The sequence below is a fragment of the Caballeronia humi genome (assembly GCF_001544475.1).
GTDB classification, from domain to species: domain Bacteria; phylum Pseudomonadota; class Gammaproteobacteria; order Burkholderiales; family Burkholderiaceae; genus Caballeronia; species Caballeronia humi.
On the sequence record NZ_FCNW02000009.1, the window covers coordinates 140,396 to 163,432 of the forward strand.

The window sequence follows — 23,037 nt, forward strand, 5'->3', positions numbered from 1 at the left end:
ACTGAAAAACGCACGGCCTTCGCGCCGTGCGTTTTGTTTTGCAGCCGACGTTGTTGTTGCCGCGCGAAAAGCGGAACATGTGAATCGATTGATTTCGAGATGACGTTAAGATTGCGGTGAAACGAAGAGCCCGCACGCGGCGCGCGGGCCTGAACTGGACACGGCTCTCGCGCGGTCACGGCCAGCGAACGAAGCGAATAGCGCACTTGAGCGCGTCCGTCTGCTTGGAGACTAGCCCATGGAAGATTTCGACGAAGCGCTGTATCACGTATGGCAGGCGAATCTGAACGTGCTGACGGGTTCGCCCGGCGGCGCGTCGCGGCTTGCGCGGATGATGACGTTCTCGCCGTCGCACATGAAGCTGATCGTGGCGGGCCGGCGCGATTTCAGCGAGGAATTCGTGCGGGGCGTGGAGACGGTCACGGGTCTCCCGCCGCACTGGATGGACGAACGGCGCGGGCGCGCCGATATCCCGGCCGAGGCGCAGCGCGCGCTCGATGAGGAATCGCCCGTCGCTGTATTTCGCGGCACGGCGCACCCGGCGCCGAAGCGCCCGGTGCTGCGCGGACCGGAGCCGCTTTTATCGCAGACGGAAGCCACCCGCCGCATCGCCGACCAGGCGTTGCAGCAGGCGGAGTCGCATCGGCGGGATCTGGTGTTCAGGCGCAACCGGGACTTGCTGTTGCAGGACTTGCGGCGGCTGGAGCGGCAACTGGCGCTGCTTCAGCTCGACGGGATGTCGCCGAAAGCGGAGGAACTGCTCGCCTCGGACAAACTGGGCGATGCCGCCAAGGCCGACCTCTCCGGGCGGCTCGAGCAGATCGACAAGCACAAGAAACTGCTGCTGCAGCACGTTGAGAAACTGGCGGCGCTCCTCGCCAGCACCGACGAGGGCTGATTCCTCAATTCTTCGCTGGCTTTTCTTCAGGCTCGGGATGGACCGCGATCGGATCGCTCGCGGGGAAGCTCTCTTCCAGCGCTTCGTCGAGGCGTTCTTCTTCGCTGAGCGGCGCGTCTTCTGCCGGGGCTTCCGTTTTGGGCTTCGTCATGGTGCGCTCCTTGGAACCGGGGGAGATTCACTATAGCAGCGGCTTCGGGCTCTTAGGCCGATTCCGAGCGCCGGTAATCGGCCGGCCGCACACCTGTCCACTTGCGAAACGCGCGCCGGAACGCGCTCGGCTCGGCGAAACCGAGCGCATCGGCGATTTCGGCGATTGTCTGGTTCGTGTCGGCGAGACGCGAGATTGCGAGGTCGCGCCGCAAGCCGTCCTTGATCGCCTGATACGTCACGCCTTCCTGCTTCAGATGGCGGCGCAGCGTCGCCTCGGCCATGTTCAGCGCGGCGGCGACGTGGTCGCTGTCGGGCCAGTCGGCGGGCGGAAGCTGGCGCAGGCGCCGCCGCACGCGGGCCGCGAGCGAATCGGGATTGCGGTACTTGACGAGGAAATTCGCCGGCGCGCCGCGCAAGAACGATTTCAGCGATGACACCGTCTGCACGACCGGCAGCGCCGCGCATTCCGGCGAAAGATCGACATACGACGCGGCCTGGTCGAAGTACAGGTCGTCGCAGAACATCAGGCGGTATTCGTCGCTCGCGGGCGGCTCCGGACAGCGCAAATGCGCGGTGAGCACCGGAATCCGCCGTCCGACCAGCCAGCACAGCACGCCGTAAATCAGGATGAACGCCGTCGCGTACGCGAACATGCTTTTCGGCTCGCGACGGTCGCGCAAGCGGATGCGCACGCGCGTCGTATCGATATCGGGTTCGAAGCTCAAATCGTCGAGCACGAGGCGCAGGAAGTTCGCGATGCGCTTCGCCGCCTGCGCGCCGTCGCGTGAACTCAGCGCCGCGTGACAGAGCAGCACGAAGCTGCCGCGCCGCATCGGATGGCGGTCCTGGCCGAAAAATTCGTCGTCGAGGGCGTCGGCGGTGGCGTTCCAGAGCTTGCCGTACTGCGCCGGCGACACCCGCGCGCGCGGCGAGTCGAGCATGGCGGGCGCGATGTCGGCGGCGGCGAGGAGCGTCTCGCGCGCGATGCCGCCAGCTTCCGCGCAGCGCAGCGCCTCTTCGACGAGGCTCACCGAGATCGATCCGCGTTCGCGCGCGGGTTTGTGCGTTGGGGTTGTCACTAGGTGGCGAAAGCGCTCAGATAGCGTGATCGTTTTGGGGCTGGGCTAATGTGCCGCGATTGCCTAGACTCGGTCGCAATGCCTTGATTCCGCGCGGCCGCCGAGCCTCGGGCCGAAAGTGTAACCCAGCTCCGAAGCACATCCTGCCCCATTCCCAGAGCCCACCATGATCGACAGTTTCCTCACCGAAGAGCAGCGCATGATCCGCGACGCCGCTCGCGAATTCGCGGGCGAAGTGCTCGCGCCGAACGCCGCGCAGTGGGACCGCGAAGCCAGAATCCCCGACGCCGTGATCCGCCAGCTCGGCGAACTCGGCCTGCTCGGCATGATCGTGCCGGCGGAACTCGGCGGCACCTACAGCGACTACACGGCTTATGCGCTCGCGATGGAGGAAATCGCGGCAGGCTGCGCCTCGTGCGCGACGCTGATGAGCGTGCACAACTCGGTCGGCTGCGGACCGATCCTGAAATTCGGCACCGACGCGCAAAAAGCTGACTTTCTGCCGAAACTGGCGAGCGGCGAGGTGATCGGCGCGTTCTGTCTGACCGAGCCGCAGGCGGGCTCCGAAGCAAACAACCTGCGCACGCGCGCCGTCGAGCGTGACGGTCAGTGGGTGCTCTCCGGCAGCAAGCAGTTCGTGACGAACGGCGCGCGCGCAGGTCTTGCGATCGTGTTCGCCGTCACCGATCCGGACCTTGGCAAGAAGGGCATCTCGGCATTCATCGTCCCGACCGACACGCCCGGCTTCAACGTCGGCCCGCCGGAGCACAAGCTGGGCATCCGTGCGTCCGACACGTGCCCGATCACCTTCGACGACTGCGCGATCCCCGCCGCGAACCTGCTCGGCGCGCGCGGCGAGGGGCTGAAGATCGCGCTGTCGAACCTGGAGGGCGGGCGCATCGGCATCGCGGCGCAGGCGCTCGGCATCGCGCGCGCGGCCTTCGACGCGGCGCGCGCCTATTCGCACGAGCGCGTGCAGTTCGGCCGGCCGATTCACGAGCATCAGGCGGTCGCGAACATGCTCGCTGACATGCAGACGCAGATCAACGCCGCCCGCCTGCTCATCTTGCATGCGGCGCGCATGCGGACCGAAGGCATTCCCTGCCTGTCGGAGGCGTCGCAGGCGAAGCTGTATGCGTCCGAAATGGCCGAGCGTGTCTGCTCCGACGCCATCCAGATTCACGGTGGCTATGGCTATCTGCAGGACTATCCGGTTGAGCGGCACTATCGCGATGCACGCATCACGCAGATTTACGAGGGCACGAGCGAAGTGCAGCGGATGGTGATCGCTCGGCAACTGTAGTCATCCCAAAAAAACGACTGGAGACACGATGAACCCGGCCGACGCTTTTATCGACGCGAGAGATTTCCTGCTGCGCCACCGCACCGACTACGACACCGCGTACCGCGATTTCCGCTGGCCGGTGCTCGATCGCTTCAACTGGGCGCTCGATTACTTCGATCCGATGGCGCGCGGCAACGACGCGCCCGCGCTCGCGATCGTCGACGAAAGCGGCACCGAAACGCGCTACTCGTTCGCGCAGATGAGCGAGCGCTCGGCGCGCGTGGCGAATCATTTGAAGCGCCTGGGCGTCGCGCGCGGCGACCGCATCCTGCTGATGCTGCCGAACCGCGTCGAACTGTGGGACACGATGCTTGGCGCGATGAAGCTCGGCGCGGTCGTGCTGCCCGCGACGACGCAACTCGCGAGCGCCGATCTGCGTGACCGTATCGCGCACGGGCGTGTGCAGCATGTGATCGTCGATGGAAACGAATTGCAGAAGTTCGACGACGTCGCGGTGCCGTCGCTCTGCATCGCGGTGGGCGGCGAGCGCGCAGGCTGGCTTCCGTTCGGTGCGGCTTACGAAGCGTCGCCCGATTTTGTTGCGGAAGCCGAAACGAACGCCGCTGATCCGTACCTGCTGTACTTCACCTCCGGCACGACATCGAAGCCGAAACTCGTCTCGCATACGCACCAGAGTTATCCGGTCGGCCATTTGTCGACGATGTACTGGATCGGCCTGCAACCCGGCGACGTCCACTGGAACATCAGTTCGCCCGGCTGGGCGAAACACGCGTGGAGCTGTTTTTTCGCGCCGTGGAACGCGCTCGCCTGCGTGTTCATCTACAACTTCAGCCGTTTCGACGCCGCACGCACGCTGGAGATTCTCGTGCGCCACGAAGTCACGACGCTCTGCGCGCCGCCGACCGTCTGGCGCATGCTCGTGCAGGAGCCGCTGAAATCGTACGCGGTGAAGCTGCGCGAGATCGTCGGCGCGGGCGAGCCGCTCAATCCCGAGGTCGTCGAGCGCGTGCAGGCCGCGTGGGGCGTGCCGATCCGCGACGGCTACGGCCAGACCGAGACCACCGCGCAAATCGCGAATTCACCGGGCCAGCGTCTCGTGCCGGGATCGATGGGGCGGCCTTTGCCCGGCTACCGCGTGACGCTGCTCGATCCCGACGGCCATCCCGCCGACGAAGGCGAAATCGCGCTGCCCGTCGACGAACCGCCGCTCGGCCTGATGACCGGTTACGCCGACAACCCCGCCGCGACCGCGACCGCGATGCGCGACGGCCATTACCGCACCTCCGACGTGGCCGCACGCACGCCGGACGGCTATTTCACCTACATCGGCCGCGCCGACGACGTGTTCAAGTCGTCCGATTATCGGCTGAGCCCGTTCGAGCTGGAAAGCGTGCTGATCGAGCACGAGGCGATCGCCGAGGCGGCTGTCGTGCCGAGCCCCGACGCGCTGCGGCTTTGCGTGCCGAAGGCGTTTGTCACGCTGCGGCACGGTTTTACGATCGGGCCGGAACTCGCGCGCAGCGTGTTTGCGTTTTCGCGCGAACGGCTCGCGCCGTACAAGCGCATCCGGCGCATCGAATTCGCAGAATTGCCTAAGACGATTTCGGGAAAAATCCGACGGGTTGATTTGCGGCGTCAGGAAGCGGCGCGGGCGGAAGGCGCGGCGCGCGGTGAATTCGAGTTCTGGGAAGAGGATTTTCCGGAGTTGCGCCAGAGCGCGAAAGCCGACTGAGGATGGACCCCATGATCGAAAGCAAAGGCGAGGCGAATGCGTTCACGTCCGACCGCCTGCTGAATTTGCAACAGACGATTAAAAATTTGAAGGTCCCCGCGAATTTGATCACCGGCCGCGGCCCGAAATTCTTCATCGCGAGCACCGATTTCGCCCGGTGGAGCACGCGATGAGCACGCAAAGCGTGGTTCAGGACGAACCGGTCATCGGCTTCGAGATTGTCAACCGGGTGGCGATCGTGACGCTCAACCGGCCGCGCGCGTTGAATGCGCTGTCGCATGAAATGATCGTGCTGCTCGCCGACGCCTTCGAGCGCTGCCGCAACGACGACGCCATCGCCGCGGTCGTGCTGCGCGGCGCGGGCGAGAAGGCGTTCTGCGCGGGCGGCGACATCCGCGCGCTCTACGATGCCGCACGCAACGACACGCCGTGGCTGCCGTTTTTCATCGACGAATACCGGCTCGATTACGCGATTCATCACTTTCCGAAACCGGTCGTCGCGCTGATGGATGGCATCGTGCTCGGCGGCGGAATGGGGCTCGCGCAGGGCGCGGCGCTGCGCGTCGTCACCGAGCGCACGAAGATGGCGATGCCGGAAACGCGCATCGGCATGCTGCCCGACGTCGGCGCGACGTATTTCATGCGCCGGATGCCGCTCGACGTCGAGCTTTACGCCGGTCTCACGGGCGCGATGCTCGGCGGTGCGGATGCGCTCGCGTACGGACTCGCGGACGTCTGCGTGCCGTCGGCCTGGCTGCGCGATTTCATGCAGCGGATCGAAGCGCTCTCCTGGGATAAGCCGCTCGACGCGCTGCGGCGCGTGTTCGTGCCGCCCGCCAACATCGAACGCGACGCGCCGCTCGACGCGCATCGCGCCCAGATCCGGCGCCATTTCGGCGGCGCGCCGGGCGGCGGGGTAGAGCGCGTCGTGTCGAGCCTCGCGGGCGACACATCGACGGAATTCGGCGCCGCGACGCTCGCCGCGCTCAAGGCACACTCCCCGACGATGCTCGAAGTCACGCACCGCGCGCTCCTGCGTGGTCGCCACATGTCGCTCGCGGACTGTTTCCGGATGGAAATGGGGATCGTGTACCGCGCGATCAGCGATGGCGATTTCCTGGAAGGCGTGCGCGCGCTGATCGTCGACAAGGACCAGCGGCCGCGCTGGGCGCCCGCCACGCTCGCCGAAGTCCGCGCCGAGCGCGTGCAGCACTTTCTGGCGTCGCCCTGGCGGCGAGAGATGCATCCGCTCGCGGACCTTGGCTGCAATGAACTGAAGTAATTCGCAAGCAAATGTAAACGGGACGAACCGCTGAAATGACTGCTGGTCAAAAGGGCTCGATCGATCATCGGACAAATCAAAGGGAGATTCCGAACATGGCGAAACGCGCATCCTGGATCGCAATGCTGGCCGCGGCGGCGCTCATCGCGCCCGCTGCATCGTACGCGCAGCTCAATCTGCAGCGATTCGGCTTCGGCAGCGGTAAAGCGGAGACCGCTGCGAACGGCGCGGCGGAGCCTTCGGCGCTGAACTCGCTCGTGCAGAACTACCTCGGCGCAAATCAGCAGGTGCTGAGCGGACAGTCGACGCTCGCATCGTCGATGGGGATGACGGGTGTCGCGAGTCAGGCGCAATCGGCGGCGGGGTTGCTGGCGGGCGGCTCCGGCGGTGCCAGCGGTCTGCCGAGCGCGAGCGTGTTGTCGCAGATGGGCGGGACGCAGCAGAGCGTGTCGCAGTCGCTGATGCAGGCGTTCGCGAACCGCGCGTCGGCGCCCGCGCCGACGGGTGCGAGCAAGCAGGCTTTCAGCGAGGGGCTGGCGTCGCTCGGCAAGGGCGTGAGCCAGTACGCGGGGCTGCAGTCGGATCTCGGCGCGGTGAGCAACACGATGAGCATGTCGTCGCTGCTGCAGGCGGGATCGAACCCCGCGACGGCGCAGGCGGCGACCTATATCGCGCAGGCGGCGCCGGGGCAGTTGCAATCGCTCGTGTCGACGCTGTCGCAGGCAGTGCAGTACGCGAAGACCAACGGGATTTCGGTGCCGGCGGTGGCTACGTCGGCGCTCGGCAGCGTGAGGTAACGACGCGCGTAAAAAATCGGCCGAGCCCGGAGGGCTGGCCGCTTGTCTTTTTCGCACGACGCCGATTTATGCTTTGAACGTCTCGGCCTGCTTCGGCGGCACGCGCAACTCGGCTCGCTCGAAGAAATTATCGCCCAGTTCGGGGATGTCGCTCGTGTCGAACCCTTCGTAAGGCATGTTCGAGAGTCGCTTCCAATCCCGCAAATCCTCCCTCATATCGATGCAACATGCCGCAGCGAAAAGCATCGCGGAGGTGTCGTCTTCATCGTCGGGCAGGGCGAGCAACAGTGGCGCCGCATCGACTTTGTCATCCGCCGGCGCCGATAAACCCTCCGGCTCGAGCAATCCCAGCGCCGGCCGAACGTCCATCGTCCGGCTGCGCACCTCGAACCCCGACATCCGGATGATCTGTTCGCGGGTCTTCCAGAAACGCGCCGCCGACTGCGTCATCGGCCGCGTGGCGACGTACTCGAAAACGATGTCGAAACCGCGCACGTTGGGATAGCCGGCCAGCAACTGGCCGGAACGAATGTACTGTGTATACCGATCGATTTTCTTCGTCAGCAACGCGAAATGCGTGGCTTCGTCGTTCCAGTCGAGATCGTCGAAAATACCGACGTGGACGATTTTGTGGAGGATGTTGACGCCGATGTAATCGATGGAGTCCACGTCGAGCAAAGACATGGCAATTCCCCCGCGCCCGCGAACGGGCAAATATTCAAGGCGCGTATTGTAATGGAGTACGCCATCCTAAATATTCTATGCAGGCGTGAATGCAACACGTCGCGATCTGCGGCAATCGTCGCGCATTTGCGTCCATACGATACGTCTTAAATCGACGCGATCGTTAGCGAAAAACTACGCCGTCAAGCATCCCTCGGATGGTGGGCTTGCGTCACGGCCTCGCGGGTGGGCGCGGTCGTATCGACGACCTGCGGCAGGGGTGGTTGCTCGTTGATCCACGCGTTGAGCAGCGTCGAGGTCACGGCTAGGATCACCGGCCCGATGAACAGCCCGACGATGCCGAACGCGAACATGCCGCCCAGCACGCCGGACAGGATCAGCAGCATCGAAAGGTTCACGCCGCGCTTGATCAGAAGCGGCCGCAGCACGTTGTCGAGCATCGCGATCATGACGGACCACACGAGCAGGAGGCTTGCGGCGATCGTTGCGTCGTGCCAGAAGAGCCACGCGACGCTGCCGAGCAAAGGCAGCAGCGGCCCGATCTGCGCGAGGCAGAACATCAGCATCACCGCGGTCAGAATCCCCGCCGCCGGCACGCCCGCGATCCACAAGCCGATACCGCCCAACGCCGACTGCGTCACCGCCGTCACGACGATGCCGAGCGCCACCGCGCGGATCGAGAGCCCCGCCAGCTTGATCGCTTCCGCGCCGCGCAGGCCCGCGATGCGCGTGGCGAAGCGCGTGACGAACGCCGCCGCCTGTTCGCCCTGCATGTACAGGATGCCCGCGATGATCACCGTGATGAACATGTGGATCACGAACACGCCGACGACCGCCGCGTGCCCGAGCATCCAGCGCGCGGCGATCGTCACGTACGGTTCGATCTTCGCGAGCAGGCCGCCGGGGCCGGCGTCGGAAAGCGTCTGCCATTCGCGTGCGATGCGCGCGCCGGCCACCGGGACGTCGTGGATCCACGACGGCGGCGGAGGCAGCGCGTAGGACGGCAGGCCCTTGATCGCCGCCATGATCTCGCCGCCGTGCAGGGCGAGCGTGGAAATCGCCTGGTAGAGCGGCAGCACGATCACGATCAGCAGGATCAGGATCATGATCGTCGTGGCGAGCCAGCGGCGATTGCCGCAGCGCCGCTGGATCGCTTTCATCATCGGCCAGGTGGCGACGACGATCGTCGTTGCCCAGATCAGGCCCGGCAGGAACGGTCGCAGGACATAAAGGCTGCCGATCGTCAGCGCGGAAAGGATCGCGATGATCAGCAGAATGCGGGCGATGTCGACCGGCTGGCGTGGATTCAATTTGGATTCCCTTGTAGTGGAGTAGCGCATTGTGCACTACGGGACGCATGCTCCCGGCGGAAGCGGGATGCTCACACCATCAATCCATACTACTCAAAATCACGGGAATTGCACTGCGGCCGACAGAAGCCTTTCACCGTTCGGGTTTTAAGTCGGAGCATTAGTAATTTTGGCAAAGCCGTTTCAAATTGCCTATTCTCTAGCCGAGCGGATCGCGGGAAGCATCTTGCTCAATCAACCGCCTTACAACAATAAATATCGGGAGACTGTCATGGCCGGGTCCCGTACCAATCTCGTCCCACTGTTGATCTGCGGCACGCTGATGTGGAGCGCCGCCGTTCCCGCCGCCGATGAAATACAGAACGCGGTGACCACGCAAGGTTCCCCGGTGCCCGACGTGCTGCGTCCCGTCACGCAGCCGCAGCTCGACAGCGCCGCGAACGATCCCGCGTCCTGGCTGCATTCGAACGGCTCGTATGCGGAAACGCGCTACGCGCCGAGCACGCAGATCAATACGTCGAACGTGTCGAAGCTGCGGCCCGCTTTCATCTTCCAGACGGCCGTCATGGAATCGATGGAAACGGCGCCGATCGTCTCGAACGGCGTGATGTTCCTGACGACGTCCTACAACCACGTCTACGCGATCGATGCCGTCACCGGCAAGGAATTCTGGCATTACAAACACCGCATGGGGCCGGTCACGACGTTCTGCTGCGGCCCGAACAACCGCGGCGTGGCGATTGCCGGCGACCGCCTTTTCATGGGCACGCTCGATTCGAAACTCGTCGCGCTCGATGCGAAGACCGGGCGCCTGCTGTGGCAAACGCAGATCGCCGATCCCGAACTCGGCTATTCGGAGACGATGGCGCCGGTTGTCGTGGACGGCAAGGTGCTGATCGGCACCAACGGCGGCGAATACGGGATTCGCGGCTTCGTGAAGGCCTTCAACGCGAACACGGGCGATCTGCTCTGGACCTTCTACACGATCCCCGAAACCGGCCAGGAAGGCGTCTGGGCTGAAAACGACGCGGTCGGCCGCAACATGAAGCGTGATATCGCGGCGGAGAAGCAGCAACTCGCGTCGAAGGGCGGCGATTTCTATCGCACGCTCGGCGGCGGCGTGTGGATGGCGCCCGCCGTCGACCGGCAGACGCACACGGTGTTTTTTGTCGTGGGCAATCCGTCGCCGGACCTGTATGGCGCGATTCGCCCCGGCGACAATCTCTACACGGATTCGCTCGTCGCGATCGATCTCGACACCGGCAAGTACAAGTGGCATTACCAGTACATCGCGCACGACGTCTGGGACCTCGACGCCGCGAGCCCGCCGATCCTGGTCGATGTCCGCGACAAGAACGGTCAGACGATCCCCGGCGTGATCCACGGCGGCAAGAGCGGCTACGTCTATGTGCACGACAGGCGCGACGGCCGGCTGATCCGCATATCTGAAGCGATGATCCCGCAGGAGGGCGTCTGGACGCTGCCCACGCCGGACGGCGCGCGCATGCTGCCGGGCGCGAACGGCGGCGTCGAATGGTCGCCGATGGCCTACAGCCCGAAAACGCACATGGCCTACGCGGCGAACCTGCATCAGCCGATGACGTATCAGGTCGAGGATGTCGCCTATCCCGGCGGCAAATTGTGGCTCGGCGGCGCGTTCAAGGTGATCGCGTCCGAGCAGCAATGGGGGCGGCTGGTCGCGGTAAACGTCGATACCGGAAAGATCGCGTGGGGCTTCAAGACCGAGCAGCCGCTGATCGGCGGCGTGCTCGCCACTGCGGGTGGCCTCGTCTTCAACGGCGAAGGCAATGGTCTCTTCCGCGCATTCGATGCCGCGACCGGCAAAAAACTCTGGGAATACCAGTGCGGCGCCGGGGTGAACGCGCCGGCGGTGTCGTATACCGTGCACGGCAAGCAGTACGTCGCGGTGGCGGCGGGCGGCAACACGCAACTCGATTTCAAGCGCGGCAACGCCGTGCTCGTGTTCGCGCTGCCTTGAGCCGCCGGGACGCTCGCCGGATGCGGGGAATCAATCTTTTGCTCGCGGCGGCGCTTGCTTCGCTCGCCGCGCTGCCGCTCGCCGCGCGCGCCGACGCCGAAGCGGGCAAGACAAAAGCCGTCGTCTGCACGGCGTGCCACGGCGCAATGGGCAATTCGACGAATCCCGACTATCCGGTCCTCGCCGGGCAGACCGCGCGCTATCTCTATCTCGAATTGCGCGATTTCAAGGCGGGCCGCCGCACCGATCCGCAGATGAGTCCGATGGCGGCGAACCTTTCGCCCGACGACATGCACGATCTCGCCGATTATTTCGCCGCGCAAAAACCCGCGCCGATCGCGTTCAACGCCGATCCGGTGAAAGTCGACGCGGGCCGCAAGAAATCCGAGGAAGTGCTGTGCACGATGTGCCACCTCGGCGGCTTCACCGGACAAAACGAGATTCCGCGCGTGGCGGGGCAGCAATATCAGTACATCGTCAAGCAGCTCGGGGATTTCCGCGCCCGCCGCCGCACGAACGACGCGGGCAGCATGACGAGCGTCACCAAGACGCTGTCCGACGCCGATATCGAAAATCTGGCGAATTACGTCGCCAATCTGCAATGACCACGACATGACGATCAGGCGTATCGGATGTGCGGCGGCGTTCGCGCTGCTGGCCGCGAGCGGGGCATCGGCGGCGCAGGATGCCTTCGGCGTGAACGCGCAACTGCTCGACGCCGTGCGTGCGAGCGATCAGGCGGGCGTCACGCGGGCGCTGGAACAGGGCGCGGCGATCGATTCACGCAACCGCATCGGCGACACGGCGCTCATCAGCGCGTGCAAGAAGGGCATGACGCCGATGGCGCGCATGCTGATCGAGCGCGGCGCGAACGTCAGCCAGGCCGACGTGCAGGGCGTCACGCCGCTGATGGCCGCCGCGTTCGACGGCAACGAGGAAATCGTCGCGCTCCTCATCGCGCATCACGCCGACGCGAACGCCGCCGACCGCATCGGCAAGACGGCGATCGAATATGCAGCGGGGAAAGGGCATACGGCCGTGGTGCGGCAACTGCTCGACGCGGGCATCGACGTGAACGCGGCCTACCGCAATCACCTCACGGCGCTGATGTGGGCCGCCGGCTACGACCAGACGCAGACCGTTTCGCTGCTGCTCGAACGCGGCGCGAACCGCGACCTGCGCGACGATCGCGGGCTGACGGCGAAGGACATCGCCGAGCAGACCGGCTCGACGCACGCCGCGTTATTGCTCTCCGGCCACTGAAATCTACCGGCGCGCGCCCGAACCGCTGCGCATCACCAGCAGGATGCCGATCGCCGCGAGCGCCATGCCGGCCCAGGCGAGCGGCGGAATCGGCTCGCCGAGCAGGAGGAACGCGATCACCGCCGTCGACGGCGGCACGAGAAAGAACAGCGCCGACACGCGCGATGCCTCGCCGTAGCGGATCATGGCGAGATAGAGCGAGATCGCGACGATCGAATTCGCCAGCACGAGATAAGCGAGCGAGGCGAAGAGGCCGCCGCTCCAGACGATGTGCATCGGTTCGAGCAGGACGGCGAGCGGCGCCGAGACCGCGAGACCGACTGCGTACTGCACGAGATTGGCCGTCACCGGATGCGCTGCTTCGCCGAAGCGCTTCTCGTAGAGCGTGCCTGCGGTCATCGAAAGGAGCGCGAGCACCGCGAACAGGATGCCGATTGGCGCGCCCGGATGCACCGTCGAGCGGGCGAGGATGACGATCCCCGCGCCCGCCACGCCGAGCGCGAGCCCCGCCCAGCGCACCGCATCGACGCGCTCTCCCGCGATCGCCGGCGCGAGCAGGCCGATCAGAATCGGCTGCTGCGACGTGATCAGCGCGACTTCCGCAGGCGTGCTGCCCGCCTTCAGACTCAGGTAAGTGAACGCGAAATACCCCGCCTGAATCAGCAGGCCGACCATCGCGATATGGAGCCAGCCGGCGCGGCTCGCGGGCAGCGGCGGACGCATCGCGACGAACGGCACGGCGAGAATCGCGACCACGCACGCGTAGCGCAGCGCGAGGAACGTCAGTGGATCGGCGTAGGCGAGGCCGAGCTTCAGGAAGACAAATCCGCTCGACCACAGCAGCAGGAAGAGAGCTGGCGCGATTTTCAGCCAGGGCGGGGCGGCGTCGGTCGGCTTCTCACTCATGGCGCGACGGCAAGCCCTTCGACGAGCAGCCTGGCGAGCCGCGGCTCCCGGAACTGTTCGAGCCACCATTGCAGCGCGCGGCCTTCATGGTCGCCGCGCCACGCGACATACAGCGTGTTCGGTTCGCGCGGATCGGCGGTCGGCTTTTCGATCAATTCGCCGCTTTTCATGAGCGATGCAACCCGATGCCGCGGCAGCCAGCCGATCCCGAGCCCTTGCCGCTGCGCGAGTATCTTGGCGCGCATGTTGGGCACGGCGAGCGCGGCCTGTCCGCCGAGCAGCCCGTACGCGCGTCCCGCCGACATCCGCGACGAATCCGCCACCACGACCGCCCGGTGCGCGAGGATCTGCTCGCGCCTGAGCGGACCGTCGACGGATACGAGCGGATGGCGCGGCGACACCGCGAACACCCATTCCATCACGCCGAGTTCGAACCAGCGCAGGCCGGGGATCGCAGGCGGCTCGTTGGTCGCGCCGACGATCAGGTCCGCGCGGCCGTCGCGCAAGGCTTCCCAGGTGCCGCTCAGCACCTCGTGCGTGAAGCGCAACGTGACGCCGGAATCGAGCGCATCGAAGGCGCGGATGACGGGCAGGAGCGTATCGAATTCGAGGATTTCATCGGAGACGATCCACAGCCGGTCTTCCCAGCCGCTTGCGATCTGGCGCACGCGCTGCGTCATCCGCGAGACGTCGAGCATCAGGCGCGCCGCTTCCTCCGCGAGCAGATGCCCGGCGGGCGTCAGTTGCAGCCGATAGCGGCGGCGGTCGAACAAAAGAGCGTCGAAGCGGGTTTCGAGCTGGCGGGCGGCGTGCGAGACCGTCGACGGCGCTTTGCCCAGGCGTGCGGCGGCGCGCGAGAGACTGCCGGTTTCGCGGATCGCATCGAGCAGCGCCAGTTCTTCCTCGGACAACATGTTCGACTCCATCGAACGGGTTTACCGGGAGAATGCTACGGCGAAAGGCCAGGGTGCGTCCACCACCGCGAGCAGCGCCGCGTCGTCTAGAAAATTCCTTCGATGAATTCGTTGTAGCGGTCTTTCAGTTGCGCCCGCGAATAGCTCAACTGCGCCGCGAGCAGTCCCGCCGGTTTGTACGCAGAGGCCAGACCAAAGCGGCTGAACTGCTTCCAGCCGTCGCCGCCTTCCGCGATGGCCGACGCGAGGGTCTCGCCGGCGAGCGTCGTCGGTGCGACGCCGTGGCCGCCGAAGCCCTGCGCGAACCACAGGTTCGGCTCGCTTTGACCGATCTGCGGCATCTGATGGCGCGCGTAGCTCATGAGTCCCGACCACGCGTAGTCGACACGAACGCCCGCCAGCGACGGGAACACCTTCTGCAGATCCTTGGTCAGGAGCGCCTTCACCTGCGCGGGCGAGCGGTCGAGCACTGAAATTCGCCCGCCCCAGAGGATGCGTGTATCGGTGAGCGGCCGGTAATAGTCGAAGGCGAAGCGCGTGTCGTAGATCGCGGCGCGCGTGCCGAAGCAATCGGCGAGACGCGCGCCGAGCGGCTCCGTCACGAGGATGTAGGTGGCGATAGGCAGGATGCTCGCGTCGATCTCGCGTCGCAGGCCAGCGAGATAGCCGCCGCACGACAGCACGACATGTTCGGCGTGCACGCTGCCGGTGGCGGTCGTGACGATCCATCCTGCGCCGTCGCGCGTGAGCGATGTCACTGGCGACGCCTCGTAGAGCCGCACGCCGCGCGCCTCAGCGACGCGCGCGATACCGCAGATAGTCGAGCGGATGGAAATGCAGCGCGTTGGGCTCGAACAGCCCGGAGTAATAGCGCTCACTGTGGATGCGCTCGCGCATCCGCGCGCGGTCGAGGTATTCCCACTCGATGCCGAACGCGTCCTTCAGGATGCGCTGACGGCGCAGCATCGCGGCGTCGTTGCGGAACCAGTTCGCGAGGATGACGCCGCTGTCCTCCATGCTGCATTCGATCGCGTGACGCGCGATCCGCTCGCGGATCAGTTCCACCGAGGCGACCGTCCCCACGTACAACGCACGCGCCTTGTCGGCGCCAAGTTCGGCGAGCAACGTCTCCTCGCCGAGCGAGAAGCCGCCGAACACGAAGCCGCCGTTCCTGCCCGACGCCCCGCGTCCGATGTAATGCGACTCCAGCAGCACGACGTCCCGCACGCCGCGTTCCGCGAGCCCGAGCGCCGTGTTGGCGCCCGCAAATCCGCCGCCGACGATGCACACCTTCGTATCGACACGGCCCGCGAGTGGGTTATAGATGGCCTTGTCGCGGACGGTGGCGTGGTAGTAGTTGTGATCTTCGGCGATCATGCGGCCGTTCAGTCGTACCGGTACACGCCGCGCTTGGTCTTGCGCCCGAGATGCCCCGCCGCGACGAGTTCGCGCAACAGCGGACACGCGCGATATTTCGAATCGCCGAAGTCCTTCAGGAACACGTCCATCACCGAGAGGCACACGTCCAGCCCGACCAGATCGGCCAACGCGAGCGGCCCGATCGGATGATTCGCGCCGAGCTTCATGCCCTCATCGATTTCCTCGGCCGTCGCGACGCCTTCCTGCAGCACGAAGAACGCCTCGTTGATCATCGGCACGAGGATGCGGTTGACGACGAAGCCCGGCGAATTCTTCACGCCAATCGGCGATTTGCCGAGCTTTTCGGTCAGTTCGCGCACGCTTGCGGCGGTGTCGTCGCTCGTCTGCACGCCGCGAATCACTTCGACGAGCGGCAACAGCGGCACCGGGTTGAAGAAGTGCATGCCGATGAAGCGCTCGGACTTGTCGAGCGTGGCGCCGAGCGCAGTGATCGAAATCGACGACGTATTCGACGCGATGATCGCCTCGGCCCGCACGACGGCTTCGATCTGCTTCAGGATGCGGATCTTGAGATCGGCGTTCTCGGTGGCCGCTTCGATCACGATGTCGGCGGCGGCCAGGCGCTGGTAATCCGTCGACGTTTCGATGCGCGCGAGCGCGGCGTCGCGCGTGGCGGCATCGAGCTTGTCCTTCGAGACGAGGCGCGCAAGGCTGCCGGTGAGCGTCGCGACGCCCTTCGCGAGCGCGGCATCGGTGACGTCGATCATGATGGTCTTGAGGCCCGCGACCGCCGCGATCTGCGCGATGCCGTTGCCCATCGTTCCTGCGCCGACGATGCCGACGGTTTCGATCTTCATTTGCATTGCTCCTGTCTGCCCGGTTGAATTTGGTCGGTCATTGTAACCAGCGCAAATTCAGAACTGGTCGACGTCCAGCGCAAGGACGCTCCGGTTGCCCTTCGCGCTGACGATCGACGCCTCCAGTGCGACGGCCTGGGGCAGGATGTGATCGGCGAAGAAATGCGCGGTGGTGATCTTCGCGTCGTAAAACGACGGGTCGGCGGCGTGCTTTTGCGTCGCGGCGATCATCGCGCGCGCCATTTGCCAGCCCGACAGCACGATGCCCGCGAGCTTCAGGTACGCGACGCTGCCCGTGAACACGGCGTTCGGATCGCTCTTCGTGTTCTGCAGCACGAAATCGACGACATTCGCGAGCGCGGCCCGTCCCGCTTGCAGGCGGCTGTGCATTGCGTCGAAGGCGGCGCCGTCGTGCTGCTTCAGCGCGGCGAGCGTCGCGTCGATTTGCGCAAGGACCGCGCGGGCCGCCGCGCCGCCGTCGCGCACCGTCTTGCGGCCGATCAGGTCGTTGGCCTGGATCGCGGTCGTGCCTTCGTAGATCGTCAGGATGCGCGCATCGCGATAGTGCTGCGCGGCGCCCGTCTCCTCGATGAAGCCCATGCCGCCATGCACCTGCACGCCGAGGCTCGCGACATCGATCGACATCTCCGTGCTCCAGCCTTTCACGACCGGCACGAGGTATTCGTAGATCGCCGCGTGGTCGGCGCGCGTGGCGGCATCGTCGGAATGGTGCGCGATGTCCGAATGCGCGGCCGCGACGTAGGCGAGGGCGCGCGCGCCTTCGGTCAGCGCACGCATCGTCATGAGCATGCGGCGCACATCCGGATGGTGGATGATCGCGACCGACTGCTTGGCGGAGCCGTCGACGGGACGGCTCTGCACGCGCTCTTTCGCGTAGGCGGCGGCGAGTTGATACGCACGCTCCGACACCGCGATGCCCTGCACGCCGACCGCGAAACGTGCCGCGTTCATCATGATGAACATGTATTCGAGGCCGCGATTCTCCTCGCCGATCAGGTAACCGGTCGCGCCGCCGTGATCGCCGAATTGCAGGACGGCGGTCGGGCTCGCCTTGATGCCGAGCTTGTGTTCGATCGAGACGCAATGCACGTCGTTGCGCGCGCCGGGCGAACCGTCTTCGTTCACCATGAACTTCGGCACGAGAAAGAGCGAGATGCCCTTGACGCCTTCGGGTGCATCCGGCGTGCGCGCCAGCACGAGATGGACGATGTTCTCCGCCATGTCGTGCTCGCCGTACGTGATGAAGATCTTCGTGCCGAACACCTTGTACGTGCCGTCGCCTTGCGGCTCGGCGCGCGTGCGCACGAGCGCGAGATCGGAACCGGCTTGCGGCTCGGTGAGGTTCATCGTGCCGGTCCATTTGCCTTCGATGAGCTTCGGCAGATAGCGCGCTTTCAGGTTGTCGGAACCGGCGGTCAGGAGCGCTTCGATCGCGCCGTCCGTCAAAAGCGGACACAAAGCGAAGGACAGGTTCGCGCTGTTCAGCATTTCGATGCACGGCGTGGCGATGAGCTTCGGCAGCGCCTGTCCGCCGAATTCGGACGGATGCATCACGCCTTGCCAGCCGCCTTCGCCGAACTGGCGGAACGCGTCCTTGAAGCCGGCGGTCGTCGTGACAACGCCGTCGTGCCATGTGCTCGGATGCTTGTCGCCTTCGATGTTCAGTGGCGCCAGAACCTCGCCGTTGAACTTCGCGGCTTCGTCGAGCACGGCTTGGGCGGTTTCGAGCGTGGCGTCCTCGAAGCCCGGCAACGTGGCGACGTTGGCGATGTTGGCGAGTTCGTCGATCACGAACAACATGTCTTTCAGCGGCGCGGCGTAGGTCATCTTTGTCTGTCTCCGTATGGGGTCCGCGCAACGCTTTCGCGCGGTGCAAAATGCGAATGACCCATCGTAGCGCCTTACCTCGCTATCGCAGGTATCCGAATCTGCCCTTTGATTGACAAATCACGCCGCTTCCGTGCAAACCCTCAGGTGGTCTTCCGGTACGCATTCGGCGTGCTTCCCGTCCAGTGCCGGAACGCCCGGTGAAACGCGGTAGGGTTATCGAACCCTACGTCGTACGCGATCTCCGCAATCGCGTCGCCCGAGCGCGTGAGCCGCTGAATCGCGATATCGCGCCGCACTTCGTCCTTGATCGCCTGAAACGTCGTGCCCTCGGCCGCTAGCCGACGGCACAGCGTGCGCACGGAGTGGTGCAGATCCTGCGCGACGGCATCGACGGTCGGCGTCCCCGGCAGCCGCTCGGCCATGTATTGCCGCACGCGGTGAGAAGTCATCTGCTCGGCGAACGAGACGAAGATCCAGTCTTCCGGCGCGCGCGCAAGAAACTTCTTCAGGTCGGGCTTGCGCTGGCGGATCGGCATGTCGAGATACGCGGCATCGAAACGAATACGCGTCGTCTCGCAGCCGAAACGCACGGGGCCGGGAAAGAGATCGGCGTGATCGCCCGCTTGCGGTGGACGCGCGAAATCGAAATCGACTTCCGCGAGCGGAATCTTCTGTCCGACGAGCCACGACGCCACGCCGTGCACGAGCTTGAGCATCAGGACGCGCCCCAGCTTGCTGACCTTCGGTCCATCCGGAATCGCGATCATTTCGACATAGCCGAGCGCGCCGTCGCGTTGCGATTGCAGGCGAAAGTCGTCGAGGATCAGGTGAAAGAACTGCCCGAAACGATGCAGCGCGATTTCGAGTTTCGATGCGTCCAGCAGGCTCAGGCACAGGTATTTCAGCGTGCCGTTGCGCAGCGGCCGGCTGAAGATGCCGGGCATTTCATCATCGAGTTCCATCGCGAGCAGGCGATAGAGCGTCGAGAACTGTTCCTGCGTCACGCGCGCGGCCGGTTCGCGCAGCAGTTCGTGCGGGATGCCCGAGCGCTCGGCGAGTCGCGCGATGGCGCGACGGTCGGCGCCCGACAGAAAGCCGTTGACGACCGAGATGGGAACGGTGGCGGAAAGCGGGTTCAAAAGGGTTTTAGCGAGCCGGGAGCGTGGCCTATTTTGTCATACACCCGCGTCGAAAGGCTCAACGAAACGCCGTCAGATCGCGCGGCTCGATGCCGTTAGTCGCGCAATACGCCGCGTAGCGATCCCAGCCGCTGCGCCAGTTCTCGATTGCGATCACCTCGTTGCGCTCGTTCATGAAGAGCAGTTCGCCCTGGATGATGTTGAGCGTGACGATATCCTCGTCGCCGGGAAGCGCTTGCGGCGTGTGGCTCGATCCCGCCACCTCATACACGATGCTGCCCTTGTCCGCGATCCAGTCGTGCTCGCGATATTTCCACCGCCCCTGCACCGTGTAGACGATCACCGTGCCGGTGTGATGATGGATCGGCATCTCGCCGGTGGCGGGCGCTTTCAGCAGCGCGATGACTTCGCCGCGAATCGGGTCGAGCTTGAAATACTTGACGAACACCTCGTCGCTGTACGGCGTGAACGGCACCCACGGCACGTCCGCATCGTTGATGCAGGCGGTTTCGATCTGTTCGAACAGCATGGCTCTCGGCTCCTGTTGGCTGCATCGGCTGTTGCACCGCGTCATTGTGACAGGCGGCCCGGCCGGTCGAGCCGATTTCGACGGTATCTGATATTGTCCACGCCATGCAAACAATCATCACCGTATCGAAGCTCGGCAAGACGTACGCGTCCGGCTTTCAGGCGCTGAAAGGCATCGACCTCGAGATCAGGCGCGGCGAAATCTTCGCGCTGCTCGGCCCGAACGGCGCGGGCAAGACGACGCTCATCAGCACGATTTGCGGGATCGTCAACCCGAGCGAGGGAAGCGTCGTCGTTGACGGCCACGACATCCTGACGGACTACCGCGCTGCCCGCGCGATGATCGGCCTCGTGCCGCAGGAACTCACCACCGACGCCTTCGAAACCGTCTGGGCGACCGTCTCGTTCAGCCGCGGCCTCTTCGGCAAGCCGCCGAACCCGGCGCACATCGAGAAGGTGCTCAAGTCGCTTTCGCTGTGGGGCAAGAAGGACAACAAGATCATCACGCTCTCGGGCGGCATGAAGCGGCGCGTGCTGATCGCGAAGGCGCTCTCGCACGAACCCGACATCCTCTTTCTCGACGAACCCACCGCTGGCGTCGACGTCGAATTGCGGCGCGACATGTGGCAGCTCGTGCGCTCGCTGCAGGCAAGCGGCGTGACGATCATCCTGACGACGCACTACATCGAGGAAGCAGAGGAGATGGCTGATCGCATCGGCGTGATCAACGGCGGCGAGATCATCCTGGTCGAAGAGAAAGCGGAACTGATGCGCAAGCTCGGCCAGAAGAAGCTCACGCTGCAACTCGATCACGCGCTCGACCATGTGCCCGCCGCGCTCGAACAGTACGGCATGGAACTCTCAGCCGACAAGACCGAGCTGATCTACACCTACGACGCCCACGACGAACCGGGCCGCATCATCGCGCTGTTGCGCCATATCGATGAAGCCGGCGTCAAGTTCAAGGATCTTCAGACGACGCAAAGCTCGCTCGAAGACATTTTCGTGAGTCTGGTCAGGGAGACCGCATGAACCTCCACGCAGTGCGCGCGATCTACCGCTTCGAAATGGCACGCACGGCGCGCACGCTGATGCAGAGCATCGTGTCGCCGGTGATTTCGACGTCGCTTTATTTTGTCGTGTTCGGTGCCGCGATCGGCTCGCGCATTCCGGAAGTCGAAGGCATCAGCTACGGCGCGTTCATCGTGCCGGGGCTCGTGATGCTGTCGCTCCTGACGCAGAGCATCTCGAACGCATCGTTCGGCATCTACTTTCCGAAGTTCACCGGGACCATCTATGAGCTGCTTTCCGCGCCGATCTCTCATCTGGAGATCGTCGTGAGCTACGTGGGCGCGGCGGCGACGAAATCGGTCGTGCTCGGCCTCATCATCCTCGTGACCGCGCGCCTTTTCGTGCCGCTTCGCATCGATCATCCGGTCTGGATGATCGTGTTCCTGCTGCTCACGTCGGTGACGTTCAGCCTGCTCGGGTTCATCATTGGCATCTGGGCCGACGGCTTCGAGAAGCTGCAGGTGATCCCGCTTCTGATCGTCACGCCGCTGACATTCCTCGGCGGCAGCTTCTACTCGATCAACATCCTGCCGCCGTTCTGGAAGGCGGTCGCGCTGTTCAACCCGGTTGTGTATCTGATCAGCGGCTTCCGCTGGAGCTTCTACGGACTCGCGGACGTGAGCGTCGGCGTGAGTCTCGCGATGACGCTCGTGTTTCTCGGCGTGTTCACGGGCATCGCCGCGTGGATCTTTCGGACGGGTTATCGGCTCAAAGCATAGTAACCAGGCATCCTGGCGCGTCTAATATGGATTGGCGAATCTTTCGGGTGACCATCATGAAAGGCACCAAACGCAGTTTCCTCGGAGCGCTCGCGGCGACCGTGGCGGGCGGCACGGCGTCGTGGCGCGGGGTGGGATCGGCGTCCGCGCAGACGTCCGCCGCCACGTCATACGAAATCACGCGCAGCGAGTCCGAGTGGCGCAAGCTGCTGACGCCCGCGCAATACAAGGTGCTGCGCCAGGAAAACACGGAGCGGCCGTTCACGAGCCCACTCAACGACGAACATCGCGCGGGCCTCTTCGCGTGCGCGGGGTGCGGGCTGGACCTCTTTTCGTCCAGGACGAAGTTCGAGAGCGGCACTGGCTGGCCGAGCTTCTGGCAGCCGCTCGACGGCGCCGTCGCCACGCGCACGGACGCGTCGTTCGGCATGGAGCGCAACGAAGTGCACTGCCGGCGCTGCGGCGGCCACCTTGGCCACGTCTTCGACGACGGCCCGAAACCCACCGGTCTGCGCTACTGCATGAACGGCGTCGCGATGACGTTTGTGCCGACGGCGGTTTGATTCACGGTCACGGAACGATTCAAATGACTATCGACGATTTCAGGCTCGAAAGCCGTTCTACCGCGCTCGTGCTGATCGACTTGCAGGCGGGCATCGCCGCATTGCCAGTGCAGCCGAACAGCGCCGCCGACGTCCTCGCCAACGCGCGCACGCTCGCCGACCGTTTCCGCGCGCTCGATGCGCTCGTCGTGCTGGTGAAAGTAGCGTTCCCCGGCGCGCCCGGTGGTTTGCGGCCGATCACCGACACCGGCCAGACTCAGCCCGCCGCCGAACCTGCCGGCTGGACCGACCTGTGCCCGGAGATCGGCGCGCAGGCGTCGGATGTCCTGATCACGAAGCGCCAGTGGGGCGCGTTCTTCGGCACCGAACTCGATCTGCAACTGCGCCGGCGCGGCATCGAGACGATCGTGCTCGGCGGCATCGCGACACATGTCGGTGTCGAATCGACGGCGCGCGCGGCCTTCGAGCACGGCTATCAACAGATTTTTGTCGAGGACGCGATGAGCGACCTGCACGCCGATACGCACGAATCCACGTTCCGCTATGTGTTTCCGCGCATCGGGCGCATTCGCTCGACGGAGCAGGTGATCGCGGCGCTGGTTTGAA

The 23,037-nt window shown here is 65.0% G+C and carries 23 protein-coding genes and 1 pseudogene; 13 read left to right on the top strand and 11 right to left on the bottom strand.

The features are described 5' to 3' along the window. The first annotated feature begins 238 nt into the window (after positions 1-238). A complete protein-coding gene (locus AWB65_RS12125) occupies positions 239-898 on the top strand; it encodes a hypothetical protein (RefSeq protein ID WP_087667398.1) in 660 nt (219 codons plus the stop codon). Positions 899-902: 4 nt separating this feature from the next. Here AWB65_RS12125 and AWB65_RS36655 read toward each other — a convergent pair whose 3' ends face one another. Both AWB65_RS36655 and AWB65_RS12130 read right to left on the bottom strand, forming a co-directional pair. Further along, positions 903-1,049 (bottom strand): hypothetical protein, encoded by a 147-nt coding sequence (locus tag AWB65_RS36655; RefSeq protein ID WP_200821709.1) that lies wholly within the window; start codon positions 1,047-1,049, stop codon positions 903-905. A gap of 52 nt (positions 1,050-1,101) precedes the next feature. Beyond that, positions 1,102-2,082 carry an AraC family transcriptional regulator gene (locus AWB65_RS12130; RefSeq protein WP_235007602.1) on the bottom strand — a complete coding sequence of 327 codons (981 nt, stop codon included), beginning with the start codon at positions 2,080-2,082 and terminating at the stop codon, positions 1,102-1,104. Positions 2,083-2,299: 217 nt separating this feature from the next. Here AWB65_RS12130 and AWB65_RS12135 point away from each other — a divergent pair, with 217 nt between their 5' ends. From AWB65_RS12135 to AWB65_RS12150, 5 genes are all read left to right on the top strand, one after another. Continuing rightward, positions 2,300-3,433 (top strand): acyl-CoA dehydrogenase family protein, encoded by a 1,134-nt coding sequence (locus AWB65_RS12135; RefSeq protein ID WP_087667433.1) that lies wholly within the window; start codon positions 2,300-2,302, stop codon positions 3,431-3,433. Positions 3,434-3,461: 28 nt separating this feature from the next. After that, positions 3,462-5,168, top strand: a complete 1,707-nt coding sequence (locus AWB65_RS12140; protein WP_087667400.1) for an AMP-binding protein — start codon at positions 3,462-3,464, stop codon at positions 5,166-5,168. Between the two features lie 11 nt (positions 5,169-5,179). After that, on the top strand, positions 5,180-5,341 hold the full coding sequence (locus AWB65_RS36325; protein ID WP_159907618.1) for a hypothetical protein: 162 nt from the start codon (positions 5,180-5,182) through the stop codon (positions 5,339-5,341). Beyond that, positions 5,338-6,450, top strand: coding sequence for an enoyl-CoA hydratase/isomerase family protein (locus AWB65_RS12145; protein ID WP_087667401.1), 1,113 nt, complete (start codon positions 5,338-5,340; stop codon positions 6,448-6,450). The genes AWB65_RS36325 and AWB65_RS12145 overlap by 4 nt, the downstream gene beginning before the upstream one ends. 95 nt (positions 6,451-6,545) lie before the next feature. Further along, positions 6,546-7,247: a hypothetical protein gene (locus tag AWB65_RS12150; RefSeq protein WP_087667402.1), complete on the top strand. Its 702-nt coding sequence runs from the start codon at positions 6,546-6,548 to the stop codon at positions 7,245-7,247. 66 nt (positions 7,248-7,313) lie between these two features. Here the strand turns inward: AWB65_RS12150 and AWB65_RS12155 are convergent, their stop codons facing one another. Together AWB65_RS12155 and ydiK are read right to left on the bottom strand one after the other, a co-directional pair. Beyond that, positions 7,314-7,931 carry a DUF6572 domain-containing protein gene (locus AWB65_RS12155; protein WP_087667403.1) on the bottom strand — a complete coding sequence of 206 codons (618 nt, stop codon included), beginning with the start codon at positions 7,929-7,931 and terminating at the stop codon, positions 7,314-7,316. Between the two features lie 182 nt (positions 7,932-8,113). After that, positions 8,114-9,241 (bottom strand): AI-2E family transporter YdiK, encoded by a 1,128-nt coding sequence (gene ydiK, locus AWB65_RS12160; RefSeq protein WP_235007603.1) that lies wholly within the window; start codon positions 9,239-9,241, stop codon positions 8,114-8,116. 322 nt (positions 9,242-9,563) lie between these two features. Here ydiK and AWB65_RS12165 point away from each other — a divergent pair, with 322 nt between their 5' ends. The 3 genes from AWB65_RS12165 to AWB65_RS12175 are packed head-to-tail and all read left to right on the top strand — an operon-like array spanning position 9,564 to position 12,503. Then, complete coding sequence (locus AWB65_RS12165) at positions 9,564-11,240, top strand: pyrroloquinoline quinone-dependent dehydrogenase (protein ID WP_374729742.1); 1,677 nt, start codon at positions 9,564-9,566, stop codon at positions 11,238-11,240. 20 nt (positions 11,241-11,260) lie between these two features. Next, a complete protein-coding gene (locus AWB65_RS12170; RefSeq protein WP_087667406.1) occupies positions 11,261-11,845 on the top strand; it encodes a c-type cytochrome in 585 nt (194 codons plus the stop codon). Positions 11,846-11,852: 7 nt separating this feature from the next. Continuing rightward, complete coding sequence (locus tag AWB65_RS12175; RefSeq protein WP_087667407.1) at positions 11,853-12,503, top strand: ankyrin repeat domain-containing protein; 651 nt, start codon at positions 11,853-11,855, stop codon at positions 12,501-12,503. A 3-nt stretch (positions 12,504-12,506) separates the two neighbouring features. Here the strand turns inward: AWB65_RS12175 and AWB65_RS12180 are convergent, their stop codons facing one another. From AWB65_RS12180 to AWB65_RS12210, 7 genes and pseudogenes are all read right to left on the bottom strand, one after another. Beyond that, on the bottom strand, positions 12,507-13,409 hold the full coding sequence (locus AWB65_RS12180; protein WP_087667408.1) for a DMT family transporter: 903 nt from the start codon (positions 13,407-13,409) through the stop codon (positions 12,507-12,509). Further along, positions 13,406-14,323, bottom strand: a complete 918-nt coding sequence (locus AWB65_RS12185) for a LysR family transcriptional regulator (protein ID WP_087667409.1) — start codon at positions 14,321-14,323, stop codon at positions 13,406-13,408. Before AWB65_RS12185 ends, AWB65_RS12180 begins: the two co-directional genes overlap by 4 nt. A gap of 86 nt (positions 14,324-14,409) precedes the next feature. Next, positions 14,410-15,700, bottom strand: a pseudogene (locus AWB65_RS12190) (NAD(P)/FAD-dependent oxidoreductase). 8 nt (positions 15,701-15,708) lie between these two features. After that, positions 15,709-16,560 carry a 3-hydroxybutyryl-CoA dehydrogenase gene (locus AWB65_RS12195; RefSeq protein ID WP_200821710.1) on the bottom strand — a complete coding sequence of 284 codons (852 nt, stop codon included), beginning with the start codon at positions 16,558-16,560 and terminating at the stop codon, positions 15,709-15,711. A gap of 57 nt (positions 16,561-16,617) precedes the next feature. Further along, entirely contained in the window at positions 16,618-18,408 is a 1,791-nt protein-coding gene (locus AWB65_RS12200; RefSeq protein ID WP_087667411.1) for an acyl-CoA dehydrogenase, read from the bottom strand. A gap of 143 nt (positions 18,409-18,551) precedes the next feature. Beyond that, positions 18,552-19,550, bottom strand: a complete 999-nt coding sequence (locus AWB65_RS12205; RefSeq protein ID WP_087667412.1) for an AraC family transcriptional regulator — start codon at positions 19,548-19,550, stop codon at positions 18,552-18,554. Between the two features lie 58 nt (positions 19,551-19,608). Further along, positions 19,609-20,079 carry a 2,4'-dihydroxyacetophenone dioxygenase family protein gene (locus AWB65_RS12210; RefSeq protein ID WP_087667413.1) on the bottom strand — a complete coding sequence of 157 codons (471 nt, stop codon included), beginning with the start codon at positions 20,077-20,079 and terminating at the stop codon, positions 19,609-19,611. Positions 20,080-20,183: 104 nt separating this feature from the next. Here AWB65_RS12210 and AWB65_RS12215 point away from each other — a divergent pair, with 104 nt between their 5' ends. The 4 genes from AWB65_RS12215 to AWB65_RS12230 are packed head-to-tail and all read left to right on the top strand — an operon-like array spanning position 20,184 to position 23,036. Next, positions 20,184-21,110 (top strand): ABC transporter ATP-binding protein, encoded by a 927-nt coding sequence (locus AWB65_RS12215; protein WP_087667414.1) that lies wholly within the window; start codon positions 20,184-20,186, stop codon positions 21,108-21,110. Next, positions 21,107-21,868: an ABC transporter permease gene (locus tag AWB65_RS12220; protein WP_087656484.1), complete on the top strand. Its 762-nt coding sequence runs from the start codon at positions 21,107-21,109 to the stop codon at positions 21,866-21,868. The genes AWB65_RS12215 and AWB65_RS12220 overlap by 4 nt, the downstream gene beginning before the upstream one ends. A 56-nt stretch (positions 21,869-21,924) precedes the next feature. After that, positions 21,925-22,431: a peptide-methionine (R)-S-oxide reductase MsrB gene (gene msrB, locus AWB65_RS12225; protein WP_087667434.1), complete on the top strand. Its 507-nt coding sequence runs from the start codon at positions 21,925-21,927 to the stop codon at positions 22,429-22,431. A 23-nt stretch (positions 22,432-22,454) separates the two neighbouring features. Continuing rightward, complete coding sequence (locus tag AWB65_RS12230; protein ID WP_087667415.1) at positions 22,455-23,036, top strand: hydrolase; 582 nt, start codon at positions 22,455-22,457, stop codon at positions 23,034-23,036. Position 23,037: the final 1 nt, after the last annotated feature.